Genomic DNA, 16118 nt, shown 5'->3' with positions numbered 1-16118 from the left:
CATTTAGTCAAAATAGTTGACGCTATATATATGAGGGATTTCAGCTAATTGCATGACAATGTCACCGACTTCGGCTTGATCAACTTCAATAATCATAATCGCTTTTTCCCCTTTAGATTCTCGGGTAACGGTCATTGTACTAATATTGATATCGCTAGCTGAAAGGATGTTGGTCACCTTAGCAATCATGCCAGGAACATCTTGATGGACAACGATAAATGTTGGCGTGCCCATACTTAAAGACAATTTGAAGCCATTTAATTCAGAAATTTGAATGTTTCCACCACCAATTGAAATTCCTGTCACAGATAGTTTTCGGTCGCCAGAAGAAACCACAATTTTAACGGAATTAGGGTGGTCTGCTTTTTCACTTTTAGGAATAAAACAAACTTCCATTCCTTGTTCATAAGCAATTTCCAAAGAATTGGCTAGTTGCTCATCATCTGGTTCCATACCTAAAAGGCCGCCAACTAAGGCGATATCTGTTCCGTGACCACGATAAGTTTTAGCAAAAGACTCATATAAATAAATGTCAACGCTATCAGGTTGCTGTCCAAAAATACTCCGAACCACTTTTCCAATTCTTGCCGCTCCAGCTGTATGAGAACTGCTTGGACCAATCATAACGGGTCCGATAATATCAAAAACACTATTAAAGCGTAACTCTTCCATTTCAGCACCTTCTTCATTAGAATATGTTTTCATTGGAAGTCTAACACAAAAAATGGCGGGGAACTAGGCAATCGCTTGTGTTTTAGCGAATAATTTAAATTTTTATCAGAATGAAAGCAAGGGGCCTTCGTTGACAAATCAGTGAAGAGATGCTAAATTCTAGATAATAAAAGACGAAAAGAGGGATTCGTGCGTTGAAAATTTAAGTTAATTTTTTAGAGAAACTGTATAACTTTGCCTGATTATAACGGGTGGAGTGTGCGGATTTTCGGAAATTAGCTTAAAGAATTCAGCCACGGGTCTTTTTGTATACCTTGGATTGATGCCGCTGATTTCCGTAAAGCTGCATCAATTTTGCTTTATGGAGGTATATTTATGTCGAAAATTGAACTAAAACAACTATCTTTTGCCTATGATAATCAAGAAGCGTTGCTTTTTGATCAGGCAAATATCACGATGGATACCAATTGGAAATTAGGATTGATTGGCCGAAATGGCCGTGGGAAAACAACCTTATTAAGATTGTTACAAAAGCAGTTGGATTACCAAGGAGAGATTCTTCATCAAGTCGATTTCGTCTATTTTCCACAAACAGTTGCAGAAGAACAACAGCTCACTTATTATGTCTTACAAGAGGTGACTTCTTTTGAACAGTGGGAATTAGAACGAGAATTAACGCTTTTAAACGTTGATCCTGAAGTTTTATGGCGGCCCTTTTCTTCTTTATCAGGCGGCGAAAAGACGAAAGTTTTATTAGGTCTTCTTTTTATTGAAGAAAATGCCTTTCCTTTAATTGACGAGCCAACAAATCATTTAGATCTAGCTGGCAGACAACAAGTGGCTGAATATTTGAAGAAAAAGAAACATGGATTTATTTTAGTCAGCCACGATCGGGCATTTGTTGATGAAGTGGTTGATCATATTTTGGCGATTGAAAAAAGTCAATTGACACTGTACCAAGGGGATTTTTCTATTTATGAAGAGCAAAAAAAATTAAGAGATGCTTTTGAACTGGCAGAAAATGAAAAAATCAAAAAAGAAGTCAATCGCTTGAAAGAAACCGCTCGTAAAAAAGCGGAATGGTCGATGAACCGTGAAGGTGATAAGTACGGCAACGCTAAGGAAAAAGGGAGCGGGGCGATTTTTGATACAGGAGCCATTGGTGCCCGGGCAGCGCGCGTAATGAAGCGCTCGAAACATATTCAACAACGCGCCGAAACACAATTAGCAGAAAAAGAAAAACTATTAAAAGATCTTGAGTATATTGATTCTTTGTCAATGGATTATCAGCCAACGCATCACAAAACATTATTGACGGTGGAAGAGCTTCGTCTAGGCTACGAGAAAAATTGGCTGTTTGCGCCAATTTCTTTTTCAATAAACGCGGGAGAAATTGTCGGAATAACAGGAAAAAATGGCTCAGGAAAATCGAGCTTAATTCAGTATTTATTGGATAATTTTTCTGGGGATTCAGAAGGCGAAGCCACTTTGGCTCACCAATTAACCATTTCTTATGTGCGCCAAGATTATGAAGACAATCAAGGAACTTTATCCGAATTTGCAGAGAAAAATCAGTTAGATTACACTCAATTTTTAAATAACTTACGAAAACTTGGGATGGAGCGTGCCGTTTTCACTAATCGAATTGAACAAATGAGTATGGGGCAACGGAAAAAAGTCGAAGTAGCCAAATCATTGTCTCAATCAGCAGAGCTTTATATTTGGGATGAACCCCTTAATTACTTGGATGTGTTTAATCATCAACAATTAGAAGCGCTAATCTTATCTGTGAAGCCTGCAATGCTAGTGATTGAGCATGATGCGCATTTCATGAAGAAAATAACGGATAAAAAAATTGTCTTGAAATCATAAAAACATCTTGAAAAAGTAAAGGGAATCCTGTATAGTAATAGGGTATGTTTTAAATGTACGTTGAGTGGGAGGGGAAATCTCAACCCCATTAACCACGCACGAGAACTTAAGGAGGTATTTTCGTGGCTAAAAAAGTAGAAAAAATCGTTAAATTACAAATTCCTGCGGGGAAAGCAACACCAGCTCCACCAGTAGGTCCAGCGTTAGGTCAAGCAGGTATCAACATCATGGGATTCACTAAAGAATTCAATGCTCGTACAGCTGACCAAGCAGGCTTAATTATTCCAGTAGTAATCTCTGTATATGAAGATCGTTCATTTACATTCATTACTAAAACACCACCTGCTGCAGTCTTATTGAAAAAAGCTGCAAAAATCGAAAAAGGTTCAGGTGAACCAAACAAAACTAAAGTTGCAACAGTTTCAAGCGATCAAGTGAAAGAAATCGCTGAACTTAAAATGGCAGACCTAAACGCCGCTGACGTTGAAGCAGCAATGCGCATGGTTGCAGGAACTGCACGAAGCATGGGTATCATCGTAGAATAATTTTTATTCCACACTTACTCAAAGAAGTAGCTTCTCAGTTCGTTTCATATTTAAAGATATGAAAGACGTGGGAGGTACAACCGTTATAACCACAATCAAGGAGGAAACAAAATGGCTAAAAAGAGCAAAAAAATGCAAGAAGCATTGAAAAAAGTTGATGCTACAAAAGCTTACTCAGTTGAAGAAGCAGTAGCTTTAGCAAAAGATACAAACATCGCGAAATTTGACGCAACAGTTGAAGTTGCTTACAAATTGAACGTTGACCCTAAAAAAGCAGACCAACAAATCCGTGGAGCAGTTGTGCTTCCAAACGGAACTGGTAAAACACAAACTGTTTTAGTATTCGCTAAAGGCGAAAAAGCTAAAGAAGCTGAAGCTGCTGGTGCAGATTTCGTAGGCGACGACGACATGGTTGCAAAAATCCAAGGTGGATGGTTCGACTTTGACGTAGTTGTTGCGACTCCTGACATGATGGCTACAGTTGGTAAATTAGGCCGTGTCTTAGGACCAAAAGGTTTAATGCCAAACCCTAAAACTGGTACTGTAACAATGGACGTTACAAAAGCTGTTGAAGAAGTTAAAGCTGGTAAAGTAACTTACCGCGTTGACAAAGCTGGTAACATCCACGTACCAATCGGTAAAGTTTCATTTGATAACGAAAAATTGGTTGAAAACTTCAACACAATTAACGACGTATTATTGAAAGCTAAACCATCAACTGCTAAAGGTCAATACATCAAAAACATTTCAGTAACAACAACATTTGGACCTGGAATCCACGTTGACCAAGCTTCTTTCTAATTTGAAAGAAAATAATTAAAAAATTCTTGACTCACTCACTTACCCTATGGTAAAGTGAGTGAGGTTAATAATTAACTGTACCGAAGACAGTAGGTGACGCAAGTCTTAATTTCCTACCGAGGACAATTGTTGAGTTATATACAATTCGGTCCCTCTATGTCTACGGTGGCATGGAGTTTTGTTGTTTTACACGACTTTTTGAAAAAAAGCCGATGTAAAACAATACTTGGCGAACGAAGTGAGCGAAGTTTCATTTGATTCTTCTACTTTACATAACGTAAACCAAGTCCAACTCCACCATCAAAATCAGGAGGTGAAATAAATGAGTGAAGCAGCAATCGCTAAAAAAGAAACCCTAGTTCAAGCAGCCGCTGAGAAATTTGAATCAGCAGCATCAGTTGTAATCGTGGACTACCGTGGTTTAACAGTTGAAGAAGTCACTAACTTACGTAAACAATTACGTGATGCAGGCGTAGAAATGAAAGTCATCAAAAACTCAATCCTTTCTCGTGCAGCTAAAAAAGTTGGTTTAGACGGCTTAGACGAAGTCTTTACAGGCCCAACTGCTGTCGCATTCAGCAACGACGATGTAGTAGCACCAGCTAAAATCATCGACGAATTTGCTAAAGATGCAAAAGCATTAGAAATCAAAGGTGGCGTCATCGAAGGAAAAGTTTCTTCAGTGGAACAAATTACTGCGTTGGCAAAACTACCAAACCGCGAAGGTTTACTATCTATGCTATTATCTGTATTACAAGCGCCAGTCCGCAACGTGGCTTACGCTGTCAAAGCAGTGGCAGAGAAAAACGAAGAAGTTGCTTAATTGCAGTCTAATTCAAACAAATAAAAAACAAACAATTTTAATTTAAATGGAGGAAATTCAAAATGGCATTAAACATTGAAAACATCGTTGCTGAGTTAGAAACAGCAACTATCTTAGAACTAAGCGAATTAGTTAAAGCTATCGAAGAAAAATTTGACGTATCAGCAGCAGCTCCTGTAGCAGTAGCTGGACCAGCAGCAGGTGGAGCAGCAGAAGAACAAACTGAATTCACTGTTGAATTAACAGCAGCTGGCGATCAAAAAGTTAAAGTTATCAAAGCAGTTCGTGAAGCAACTGGCTTAGGCTTGAAAGAAGCTAAAGCTGTAGTTGATGGCGCTCCTGCACCAGTTAAAGAAGGCGTTTCTAAAGAAGAAGCAGAAGCTTTAAAAGCTGCTTTAGAAGAAGTTGGCGCTTCAGTAACAGTAAAATAATTCATTCAACTTTTGAATGTTCGAGAACCCTTGTGTTACAAGGGTTCTTTTTTATTAAGCTTTTAAATGGTGGTAAAGTTAGTGAATTGATTGTCAAAATAATCTTTTTGTTTAATAAAGATAAGCATTCATAGCTAAAGAGAAAATCCAGAGGATCTTAACCTCTGGATTTGATAATTTCTATAAGTTCTCGTTATCAATATTATTTGATAAAAAGCAAATTATTTAAATAATGATTGAATAGTAGGTCTATTTCTTTTTATTTTTTATAATGAATATACTAACTAAAGATAGTAAGATGATTCCAATGATGGTAAATAAAACTGATTTTTTTTCGCCAGTACTGGGAAATATACCCTTTTTGTGCTCGGTTGAACTTGATGTAGTAGCTTTCTTCGAACTGCTTGTAGTTGTTTGTAATGTAGATTCTGTATTAGTAGTATCCGAAGAAACACTTTCAGCACTTTGATTGATTGACGTATAATCGTTTGCTTTTATTTTAGCTGCCATTGATGCTAAACCATAATCACCACGGACATCAGATGGGTAATTTTGGTTAGCGTAGTCTACCTTGACTTGATTAATTAAATCGACGAGTGTTTGATCGCTTAAATTATTTACAACATCACTATTTAAATCATATACATAAATTAACGAAAGTCGAATTTGAGGTAAATAATTTTTTAAGTCATCAATCGTTAATGTTGAGTAATCTGTAGAGTAGGAGTCCTCCGGGATAGGTTTCTCACCATATAATTTAGTAATCATTCTCGCTGTTCCACTGATGTCTTGGTTTACAAAATGAAACGAAACTTTTTTTGCGTAGTCCAGTTCGTCATCAGATAAACGATTTATCAAGGTTTCTGTTAAACCATACATACCTACGTAATTAAGAAGTGTTTGACGAAGCGATGGAAGTTCCTCGCTTTCAGCTGTAAGTGCTGTTGAATCAGTTGAAGCATTAATTGTTGTTGCTGAAGTTTCTTGAGTTAAAGAAGTAACTGTTGACTTTTCCACAGAAGCTTCATTAGCCGAATCTTCTGCCCATACATTAGAAACTGATAGTGTGGTAATCGAAACAAAACAAAAGAGTCCTAAAAACATTTTTTTCATTTTAATCATTCCTTTCGTTACCTATTGTAACATTTTTGAAATATTTTTGTAACAATTAAATATTAAGAAAAGCTTAAGAATATATACTAGGTGATAAAAAATATAAATTTTAAACTGTTAATCTATCAAAAAAACGATCCATAGAGAGCACTACATTAGTGTCAAAATATTTCAAAGGTGTTGGTTATAGAAGTACTGTATTCGCTTAATGGTAGTTTCGAGTAAATTAGTCATTATATAAAAGATTGACAAGTATGCTGCATAACGAAAACTTGTCAATCTTTTAAAAGGATAAAAATACAGATTTAAGAATAATGACAATTTATTTTAAGTCAAAAACTGTTGACGATATTGTCGAGGTGTCATCTCTTTTTTCTGGAAGAAAAATTTTGAAAAATAAGAAGGTGAAGAAAAACCTGCTTCAAAACTGATTTCCGTGATGGTTAAGGAACTTTTTCTTAACAGAGAACAGGCTTTTTGCAATTTTAAGTTTTGTACATAAATACTAGGATTTGTTTGTTCATAACGCTGAAACAGCTTAAATAAATAGCTACGATCAATGTTATACTCGGAAGCTAATTGACTAATTGAAAGATTGTTTGAAAAATTTTCGTGAATAGCCATTTTAATTTGGTTAAATAATTGTTGGCTTTGGTTTTCGTGCTGTGTAACGGAATGATGCTCTAGATAATTCAACAATTGAAAGCTTTCACTTAAACTGCCAAAATGATTATGTTTCTTCGCTTCTTGGTAAATATTTTTAAATAAACTTTCTAATTTCTTATCAACAGTTCCTTTTAAAATACAATTTTCGGTAGTCAGGCCTATTTTTTCTAAATACTGAGACGAAAGATCTCCAACAAAACCGACCCAATGATAGGTCCAAGGATTTTGCCGATTAGGATAATAAATATTGCGACAATTGGCTGGAATCATAAACAAATCGCCAGCGGTAATGTGTTGTTTTTCCATAAAGGGTGTTGAAAAATAGCCTTCACCATCGCTACAATAATGCAAAACCCAATAATTAATGGGGGCAAACTCAGTTGGTTTTGTCGGACGGCATTTTTCATAGCCAGCTTCATAAAGATGAAATTCTTGGCTAATAGGTTGATCATTAATCAGGATGCTGACATTATTTGTAAAAACATTTTGCATGCTATCACCTCTTTATAAGAGTATGTAAAGGCTTTCTAAAAGTCAACATCTTTACAAGAAATAGGCAACATTTTTTATTTTTAAAAAACTGTAAGCGTTTTACAATGTGTGAGTACTAATTAATTTGATAAAGAGAGGATGTAGTAAAATGGCAACACATTCACGGGAACGATTAGGTTCTGTCGCATTGATGCTCATGACTTTTTCAGCGGTTTTTGCCTTTCCCAGCATTGTTAACAACAGTATTCAGATTGGCCTAGCAACTATTCCAGGCTATTTATTCGGCTCTATTTTTTACTTTTTACCATTTATTCTAATGATTGCAGAATTTGCTTCTGCTAATTCTGAAAATGAATCAGGTGTTCACAGTTGGTTGGAATCTGTGTTAGGACCTAAATGGGCATTTTTAGGCGCTTGGTCATATTTCTTTGTCAACTTGTTTTTCTTCTGTTCATTACTACCGAATACATTGATTTATGGTTCATACGCTTTTTTAGGTCAAAACGTTTTTCAAGGAAACCATAGTACTAAAATAATTGCAGTGATTTCTATCCTGTTATTTTGGTTAATGACATGGGTTTGTATTAAAGGGGTTTCGTGGATTTCGAAAGTGACTAGCTTAGCGGGTGGTGCTCGTTTATTTATGGGCGTAGCTTTTGTGGTTTTAGCCTTTGTCGTCGTGTTTGGTTTTGGCAATGAGCCAGCACAAGAGTTTACCACGACGTCAATTATGCCAACTTTTAATTGGACTTTTTTCATGACGATGGCGTGGATTTTACAAGCTGTTGGCGGTGGTGAAAGTATCGGTGTATATATTAAGGATGTTAAAGGCGGCAATAAAACGTTTGTCCGCACGATGATTGGTGCAACGATTGCGGTCGGTATCATGTATATTCTTGGTGCCGTTGCTGTAGGTTTGGTAGTGCCAACGGACGTCTTAAAAGGAAATTTTTCAAATGGTATTTTTGATATCTTTAAAATTTTAGGTACGTATTTCCATATTCCCGCAGCAATGATGGTGCGCTTAGTAGGAATTATCTTATTTGTCGGAAGTCTTGGTTCTTTGGCTCTGTGGACGGCAGCACCAGTTAAAGTATTTTTCTCAGAAATTCCTGATGGGGTCTTCGGTAAGTGGCTAGTGAAAACCAACGAAGAGGGAAATCCAACCAATGCTTTGTTAGTTCAAGGAATTATTGTGACGATTTTAGTTGCCATTCCAGCATTAGGAATTGGAAATATGGATAGCTTTTTAGAAACGTTAATTAATATGACAGCTTCTACGTCATTAGTGCCTGTCTTGTTTTTGTTAATCGCCTATATTGGGCTTCGTTGGAAAAAAGAAACAATGCCGAGAAGTTTCCGCTTTGGTAATCGAACCTTTGGCTTAATTGCGGGAATTTTCTTATTAGCCATTTTTATCTTTGTATTCTTTATGTCAACTGTGCCGGATCCAAAATTAATCATGGAAGAAATCAATGGCACGTTACCGAAAGGAACCGCTAGTCCACTGGGCATGTTGGCGTATAACATTATTGGGTTAATTGTCTTTATGGGCTTTGCTTGGATTTGTTGGAAACGATATGAAACAAAAGAAAAAAATGAAGTTGGTAAAGGAGAAATGGATTATGAAGACTTGGGAAAATTATAAAGTAGATAGTATCAATCGGTTGCCTGGACGAGCACATTTTTCGAGCTTTCCTTCGAAAGAAACAGCGTTATTAAATGAAAATAAATATACACAAGCATACAAAAATTTAAACGGATGCTGGCATTTTATCTTTTTAGAAGCGCCAGAATACAGCCCAGAAAACTTTTTTGCGACGGACTTTGATACAAGCCAAATGGATCAAATCGCTGTTCCTGGAAATTGGCAAGTCCAAGGATATGGCAAAATGCATTACTCTGATTTATGGTACAATTTTCCCATTAATCCGCCGTATGTACCAACTGAAAACCCAACAGGTATTTACAAACGGACATTTGCTATAGATGAAACATTTCACGATAAAAAAATCATTTTACGTTTTTGTGGCGTAGATTCAGCTTATCATGTTTGGGTGAACGGCCATGAAGTTGGCTACAGTAAAGGTGCACGAAATGAAGCAGAATTTGACATTACGCCTTACGCTAAAATTGGTGAAAAAAATGATTTAACGGTGCGAGTCTATCAATGGTCAGATGGTACGTATTTAGAGGATCAAGATATGTGGTGGTTAAGTGGTATTTTTCGTGATGTTGAATTACTCGGTGTACCAGAAAATGGGCTGGAAGATTTCTTTATTATTTCCGATTTAGATGATTCGTATCAAAATGGCCACTTGGCAATTACGGGTAAATTTTGGCAAGACAAAGGACAACAAGTTCAATTGGAGTTGATGGATCAGCAGGGAAAAACGGTTCTTAAAGAGACTGTCGCAGGAAATCAAGGTACGGTTGAATTTTCAGCAAGTTTACCGTCTGTCACTGCTTGGTCAGCTGAAAAACCATACTTGTATCAACTATTTATCACTGTTTTTTCTGAAGGGGAAGTCGTCGAAGTTATTCCGCAAAAAGTTGGTTTCAGAAATATTCATGTATCTGGTGAGACTTTCTTAGTCAACGGTGTGGCCATTAAACTAAAAGGAATGAATCGTCATGATTATAATCCGAAAAATGGTCGAGTGGTTAGTCGTGAAGAAATTGAAAAAGATATTCGTTTAATGAAACAATTTAATATTAATGCCATTCGAACCAGTCATTATCCAGCATCTGCTTATTTCTATGATTTATGCGATGAATATGGAATGTATGTGATTGATGAAACTGATTTGGAATGTCATGGCTTTGAATTAACCGGAGAATATGATTGGATTAGCAACGATCCAGAATGGGAAACGGCTTATGTTTCTCGGATGGTACGGATGATTCAACGGGATAAAAACCATCCATCAATTCTCTTTTGGTCGTTAGGAAATGAATCTGCGTTTGGTCATAACTTTATTGAAATGGCCCGTATTGCCAAAGAAATGGATCCAACACGTTTGGTTCATTATGAAGGTGATTTTGAGGCAGAGGTCACGGATGTCTATTCTACAATGTATACGTGGTTGGAACACCCAACTAGAGAATTACTGATGAATACGATTATTGAAAATTCAAAAAAACCGCATATTTTATGTGAATATTGTCATGCGATGGGGAATGGCCCTGGGAATTTAAAAGAATACCAAGAGCTATTTTATGCTCATGATAAATTACAAGGTGGCTTTATTTGGGAATGGTTTGACCATGGCATTGAATCTGTAACAGATAATGGTGAAGTTTATTATCGTTATGGCGGCGATTTCGGCGATGATCCAAGTAACAAAGATTTTTGTATTGATGGGATGTTGATGCCTGACCGTACGCCATCTCCTAGCTTGTATGAATACAAAAAAGTCATTGAACCCATTACAACTAGCGCTATTGACGTTCTGTCAGGTGAATTCTCATTATTGAGTCGGTTTGACTTTGAAAACTTGGCTATCTTTAAGCTGGTTTATACAATTACTGAAGATCAAACAGTGATTCAATCAGGGACAGTAGCAGTGCCAGCAATTGCTGCTAGAGAAGAAGGAAGACTGCACTTACCTTATCATTTAGATTTTCCTAAAAAGGCAGGAGCCGCCTATTATTTAACTCTTTCATATCAATTGAAAGAAACGACTGCCTATGCATCTGCTGGTCATGAATTAGCTACCGCACAGTTTGAATTGCCAATTGCAACACCAGGGATTGAGATCACACCAGTTGGCTCGCTAATGGCAAAGGAAATTGGCCCTCATTTATACATTGAAGGACCAAACTTTTCAATTAATTTTGATAAAGTGAAGGGTGCCTTAACGAATGTGACACGAGATGGTAAAAAATTATTGCATAAAGGGCCGAAATTTACATTTTGGCGGGCACCGATCAGTAATGATATGGAAATTATTGATGAAATGAAGAAGAAATATTTCTTACATTTAGAGCATGAAATTGTCCGTTCTTTTGAGTGGAAAAAAGTTGATGATTTTATCCAAGTCATCGTAAAAACAATTAACGGAACGACTAACAGTGCTTGGCATTATCAATGTACCTATCAGTATTTAATTGCACCAAATGGCGAAATTTTCTTCGACTTAAAAGGTAGTCCTGCTGGTAAAATTGAAAATGCGCCAGATATGTTACCACGTTTGGGTGTGACTCTCCATTTAGACAAGTCTCTATCAGAAGTAAAATATTTCGGTAAAGGGCCGAGAGAAAACTATGTAGATTCACAAGAAGCTGGTTTACTTGGCGTTTATGATGCTACAGTGGCGGAAATGTTCACTAATTATGTTGTTCCACAAGCCAATGGTAACCACATGGCGACTAAATGGTCCGCATTCACGGATGATCGCGGCCAAGGGGTAGTAGCAACAGCGGCTGATTCATATAATTTTAGTGTTTCTTATTTTGAAGAACAAGCGCTAGATGTTGCTAAGCATACCAATGAATTACAAGAAAGTGAGTATGTTGTTTTAAATATCGATTACAAACAAAACGCCCTAGGTAGCTACTCTTGTGGCCAGTGGCAATTAGAAAAATACCGGACTACGTTTGAAGAATTCCAATTGGCATTCCGCTTAACACCTTTTAATAATAAAGAGATTCAAGCAGCGGATGTCGCACATGAACGAGTAAAACGACCAACAATTTCTTAAATAAAAGCTCAGAACAGTGCACTTCGGTCTCCTGTTCTGAGTTTTTTTAATGAAATTATCAGAAATTATTGCTTTTTTTCATGGAAACAAGCAAACTATTTTGTTATCTAATAAAAGTAGTCCATAATAGTAACATAGCGAATTATTCGCTAGATAAAGCATTTAGGAGGAATTATTTTATGCATACTTTATGGGTTTTAATCGTTGGTGCTGTTATCGGTGCTATCGCTGGCGCGCTTACAAGCAAAGGTCAATCAATGGGTTGGATTGCGAATATCGTTGCCGGTTTAGTTGGTTCATTTATCGGAGAAAAAATCTTAGGTAGCTGGGGTCCTCACGTAGCAGGTATGGCAATTGTGCCATCAATTATTGGGGCAGTAATTTTAGTTGCTGTGGTTTCATTCTTCTTCGGACGAAAAAATAGCTAATTAAGTAAATAATTGTTTAATTAGTTAAAGGCACCAAGTCTCACGAATTTCGTGAAACTTGGTGCCTTTTTTTATTTTCTCGTTAATTTTACGACAACTTCACAACGAGCGGTTTGTGGAAACATATCAACAGATTGTAAATAGTCTACTTGATATACTTTGGCTAATTGAACTAAATCACGTGCTAACGTGGATACATTACAAGAAATATACACCATTTTCTTAGGTGGTTGTTTCAAAAGGGCCGTTAATAATTTACGATCCAAACCAGTCCGTGGGGGATCAACTACAATGGCATCAGGTTTAAAGCCTTCTTTGAACCATTTAGGTAATAAGTCTTCAGCTGTTCCAACAGCATAATGTGTGTTCGTAACACCAAGTCGTTTTGCATTGAATCTAGCATCGTCAATTGCGGCGGGAATGGTATCCATACCACGAACTTGATACGCTTGTTTCGCTAAACTTAAGCCAATGGTCCCGACGCCACAATAAGCATCAACAACAGTTTCATTTGGTTGTAAATCTAAGGCCTTGATTCCTTCATTATATAAAATTTCCGTTTGTTCTGGATTCAATTGGAAAAATGCTCGCGGCGATAAATCAAAGACAACGTCGTTAATGTGTTCTTCAATGCTTTCTTTGCCCCATAAGTGAATGGTATCATCACCCATTACTAGAGAGGTTTTTTTATTTTGGACATTTTGCATAATAGAAACAACTTCTGGTAATTGTTCATTAATTGCGCGAACCATTTTTTCTTTTTGTGGAAATTTCTGCGATTGTGTAATGAACACTACTTGGACTTCGCCAGTTTGGATGCCCACTCGAACCATTAATGTTCGAAAGATACCACTATTTTTACGTTCATCATAAATTGGTAATTGAAAGTCATTCAATAAATCAACTAATGTATTCATCACCTTGGTTGTCGCAGGCTGTTGGACCAAACAGTTATCAATCGGTACTAATTGATGTGAATCAGCTTGATAGAGACCAGCTTCTACTTGGCCATCGATTTGGCGTAATTGGAATTGGGCTTTATTTCGATAATTCCAAGGATTCTCCATCCCAATTGTTTTTCGTAGTTCATAGTTTTGATAATTGGCTGGTTTAAATTTGTTAAGCGCCTGCTTTAATAAATCTTTTTTAAAGTCTAATTGTGCTTTGTAGGCTAAATGTTGTAGTTGGCAGCCGCCACATGTTTCATATACAGGACAAGGAGGGACCACGCGATCTTTAGCAGCTTTTTTGACAGATTGAAGGGTTCCTTCAGCAAATTTTGGTGTAACATTTGTGATCGTGGCAGTCACTTCTTCTTTCGGTAGCGCCCCAGGAACGAAAATAATTAATTTTTTATAATAGCCGATACCTTCGCCATTAATTCCTAATCGTTTAATTTTTAAAGAAATTTGTTGGCCTTTTTTTACTAGTTGTTGGGTCATATTCTTTCATCCTTTAGTCATCTCACATTTTTCACTTCCTCCCATTTTAGCACATTTTTATTTATTTGGCTTCCAAGGATTCTATGTTATAGTAGAATATATGTTCTGATTTAGAGGGGCAGGAGAATAAGATGACAACAATCATACGAATTAGTAAAGATAAAGGTGAATTTTATCTACTTTGGCTATCTTCAGGCGAAAAACTGCGTGTCTCGGAAGATATTTTAGTACGGCAGCGTCTGCTAAAAGGCCAAGAGTTATCAGATACTTTAATAGAAGAAATAAAAAAAGCTAGTTCTTATGATGTCGGGTTACAAATGGCGATGAATTACTTAAGCTATCAATTACGTTCAAAGAAAGAAATTTTTACTTATTTAAAAGAGAAAGAAATTGTACCTGAAGATCGAGTAAAAATCGTTCAACGTTTAGAAGAGCTGCGGTTGTTGGATGATGCAATTTTTAGTGAAAGTTACGTACGGACAGCTATGCGAACCAGTGATAAGGGACCACGAAATGTGGCACAACAATTAAAGCAAAAAGGCATTAGTGAAGAAGATATTCAGCATGGCTTGACCTTTTATACGTTAGATGAACAGCTTAATGTTGCCATAGCAACTGCAGAAAAGGCCATGAAACGCTATCGAACTAAAAGTTTTAAAGATGCACTACAGAAAACGCGTCTGCATCTGATGCAAAAGGGCTTTACAAATGAAATCATTGATCTAGCTTTGGAATCTTTAGCTTTTGAAAAGGACGAAGAACAAGAACAACAAGCGTTAAACAAGGAAGGCGAACGTTTATGGCGTGCCAATCAGCGATTTGATTTTTCTAAAAAAGTCCAAAAAGTCAAACAAAGCTTATTCCAAAAAGGGTTTGACTATGATTTGATTCAGCAATTTATTAGCGAAAAGGAAGTAGAACATGACGAATAAAGAGCCTTGGGAGGCGTGGAGTCCCGAAAAAGTTAGTTCATTCCAGGAAGATTTTTTAGCTTGGTATGAACGAGAAAAACGCAATTTACCTTGGCGAGCGAATACAGATGCATATCGTATTTGGATTTCTGAAATTATGCTACAACAAACTCGCGTAGATACAGTCATTGATTATTTTTATCGATTTATGGAATGGTTTCCGACGATTCAAGATTTAGCGGAAGCGCCAGATGATAAGTTGTTGAAAGCTTGGGAAGGGTTAGGCTACTATTCACGAGCGCGTAATTTAAAAGTGGCAGCGCAACAGATTGTTTCAGAATTTGGTGGGAAAATGCCTGACACAATCGAAGATATTCGGAGTTTAAAAGGAATCGGCCCCTATACGGCTGGTGCGATTGGCAGTATTGCCTTTAATCTCCCCGAACCAGCAATTGACGGTAACGTCATGCGGGTAGTGAGCCGTTTATTTGAAATTGATGCAGATATTGCAAAAGCGAGTAGTCGTAAAGTATTTGAAGCGGCGATGCTTAAAATCATCGATCGTGAGCGTCCAGGGGATTTTAATCAAGCCTTAATGGATCTAGGCTCAGCCGTCTGCACCCCAACTTCCCCTAAGTGTGAAAGTTGTCCGCTTCAGCAATATTGTGCGGCCTATCAGGCAGATAAAATGACCGCTTATCCAGTCAAATCAAAAAAAGTTAAGCCGAAAGATGTGTATTATGTCGGCACTATTATTGAAAATAAAAAGCAAGAATTTTTATTAGAACAACGCCCTGAAACCGGTTTGTTAGCCAATATGTGGCTGTTTCCGATTGAAGAAATTAGCAAAAAACAATTTCAACAATTGCAAAAACTGGCGCAACCAGCAGAAACGGAAAAACAATTAACTTTAGAGTTAGAGCCTGTAACAGAGCCTTTGGTCGCTGAAGAACCTGTCAATGTTTTTGCTGACTATGAAACAGTTGTCTGGCAAAAACGTGCCTTAGGCGAAGTCGTTCATATTTTCAGTCATTTAAAATGGCATATCTTAGTCTTTTATGGCCGAAATACAGGCGAATTAGCCACACTAGAGTCGCAGCGATGGGTGGCAGCACAACAATTTTCAGAGTATGTTTTTCCAAAACCACAGCAAAAAATGGTGGAATTGTTCAAAAAAGAACACAAAAATAAATAACAAAAAAGAGAGGCTTTTAAACAA

Annotated in this window: 14 protein-coding genes and 1 other annotated feature; of the genes, 10 read left to right on the top strand and 4 right to left on the bottom strand. The window is 37.0% G+C overall.

The features are described 5' to 3' along the window. Positions 1–3: 3 nt before the first annotated feature. The gene (gene sdaAB / locus IGK96_RS10710; RefSeq protein ID WP_002414070.1) at positions 4–672 is read right to left on the bottom strand and encodes an L-serine ammonia-lyase, iron-sulfur-dependent subunit beta; all 669 of its coding nucleotides are present in this window, start codon (positions 670–672) and stop codon (positions 4–6) included. Between the two features lie 375 nt (positions 673–1047). Between sdaAB and lsa(A) the strand changes: the two genes are divergently transcribed. The 5 genes from lsa(A) to rplL all read left to right on the top strand — a co-directional run bounded on the left by lsa(A) (position 1048) and on the right by rplL (position 5144). Next, positions 1048–2544 (top strand): ABC-F type ribosomal protection protein Lsa(A), encoded by a 1497-nt coding sequence (gene lsa(A) / locus IGK96_RS10705; protein WP_010713140.1) that lies wholly within the window; start codon positions 1048–1050, stop codon positions 2542–2544. Between the two features lie 122 nt (positions 2545–2666). After that, positions 2667–3089: a 50S ribosomal protein L11 gene (gene rplK / locus IGK96_RS10700; protein WP_002356424.1), complete on the top strand. Its 423-nt coding sequence runs from the start codon at positions 2667–2669 to the stop codon at positions 3087–3089. Between the two features lie 111 nt (positions 3090–3200). Then, positions 3201–3890: a 50S ribosomal protein L1 gene (gene rplA, locus IGK96_RS10695; protein ID WP_002356425.1), complete on the top strand. Its 690-nt coding sequence runs from the start codon at positions 3201–3203 to the stop codon at positions 3888–3890. A gap of 62 nt (positions 3891–3952) precedes the next feature. Then, positions 3953–4082, top strand: a sequence feature (ribosomal protein L10 leader region). Positions 4083–4212: 130 nt separating this feature from the next. Further along, positions 4213–4713, top strand: coding sequence for a 50S ribosomal protein L10 (gene rplJ, locus IGK96_RS10690; protein ID WP_002356426.1), 501 nt, complete (start codon positions 4213–4215; stop codon positions 4711–4713). A 62-nt stretch (positions 4714–4775) separates the two neighbouring features. Further along, positions 4776–5144: a 50S ribosomal protein L7/L12 gene (gene rplL, locus IGK96_RS10685; RefSeq protein ID WP_002382519.1), complete on the top strand. Its 369-nt coding sequence runs from the start codon at positions 4776–4778 to the stop codon at positions 5142–5144. 249 nt (positions 5145–5393) lie between these two features. On the opposite strand, the gene IGK96_RS10680 is transcribed toward rplL, so the two are convergent. Together IGK96_RS10680 and IGK96_RS10675 are read right to left on the bottom strand one after the other, a co-directional pair. Beyond that, a complete protein-coding gene (locus IGK96_RS10680) occupies positions 5394–6266 on the bottom strand; it encodes an LPXTG cell wall anchor domain-containing protein (RefSeq protein ID WP_161975142.1) in 873 nt (290 codons plus the stop codon). Positions 6267–6584: 318 nt separating this feature from the next. Continuing rightward, a complete protein-coding gene (locus IGK96_RS10675) occupies positions 6585–7415 on the bottom strand; it encodes an AraC family transcriptional regulator (RefSeq protein WP_002356429.1) in 831 nt (276 codons plus the stop codon). A 148-nt stretch (positions 7416–7563) separates the two neighbouring features. Between IGK96_RS10675 and IGK96_RS10670 the strand changes: the two genes are divergently transcribed. From IGK96_RS10670 to IGK96_RS10660, 3 genes are all read left to right on the top strand, one after another. Further along, a complete protein-coding gene (locus IGK96_RS10670; RefSeq protein ID WP_002359464.1) occupies positions 7564–9063 on the top strand; it encodes an amino acid permease in 1500 nt (499 codons plus the stop codon). Then, positions 8996–12118, top strand: coding sequence for a beta-galactosidase subunit alpha (ebgA, locus tag IGK96_RS10665; protein WP_161975143.1), 3123 nt, complete (start codon positions 8996–8998; stop codon positions 12116–12118). The genes IGK96_RS10670 and ebgA overlap by 68 nt, the downstream gene beginning before the upstream one ends. A gap of 179 nt (positions 12119–12297) precedes the next feature. Beyond that, positions 12298–12546: a GlsB/YeaQ/YmgE family stress response membrane protein gene (locus tag IGK96_RS10660; protein WP_002356434.1), complete on the top strand. Its 249-nt coding sequence runs from the start codon at positions 12298–12300 to the stop codon at positions 12544–12546. Positions 12547–12617: 71 nt separating this feature from the next. Here IGK96_RS10660 and rlmD read toward each other — a convergent pair whose 3' ends face one another. Continuing rightward, on the bottom strand, positions 12618–13988 hold the full coding sequence (rlmD, locus tag IGK96_RS10655) for a 23S rRNA (uracil(1939)-C(5))-methyltransferase RlmD (RefSeq protein WP_016618099.1): 1371 nt from the start codon (positions 13986–13988) through the stop codon (positions 12618–12620). 131 nt (positions 13989–14119) lie between these two features. On the opposite strand from rlmD, the gene recX reads away from it, so the two are divergent. Then, a complete protein-coding gene (gene recX, locus IGK96_RS10650; protein ID WP_085443043.1) occupies positions 14120–14920 on the top strand; it encodes a recombination regulator RecX in 801 nt (266 codons plus the stop codon). Beyond that, positions 14910–16094, top strand: coding sequence for an A/G-specific adenine glycosylase (gene mutY / locus IGK96_RS10645; protein ID WP_016618101.1), 1185 nt, complete (start codon positions 14910–14912; stop codon positions 16092–16094). Before recX ends, mutY begins: the two co-directional genes overlap by 11 nt. Positions 16095–16118 lie beyond the last annotated feature (24 nt).

It is taken from the genome of Enterococcus sp. DIV0682, from assembly GCF_051712685.1.
Lineage (GTDB): Bacteria > Bacillota > Bacilli > Lactobacillales > Enterococcaceae > Enterococcus > Enterococcus faecalis.
The sequence above is the reverse complement of the archived record's forward strand: the minus strand, read 5'-3'. Positions and strand labels throughout refer to the sequence as shown.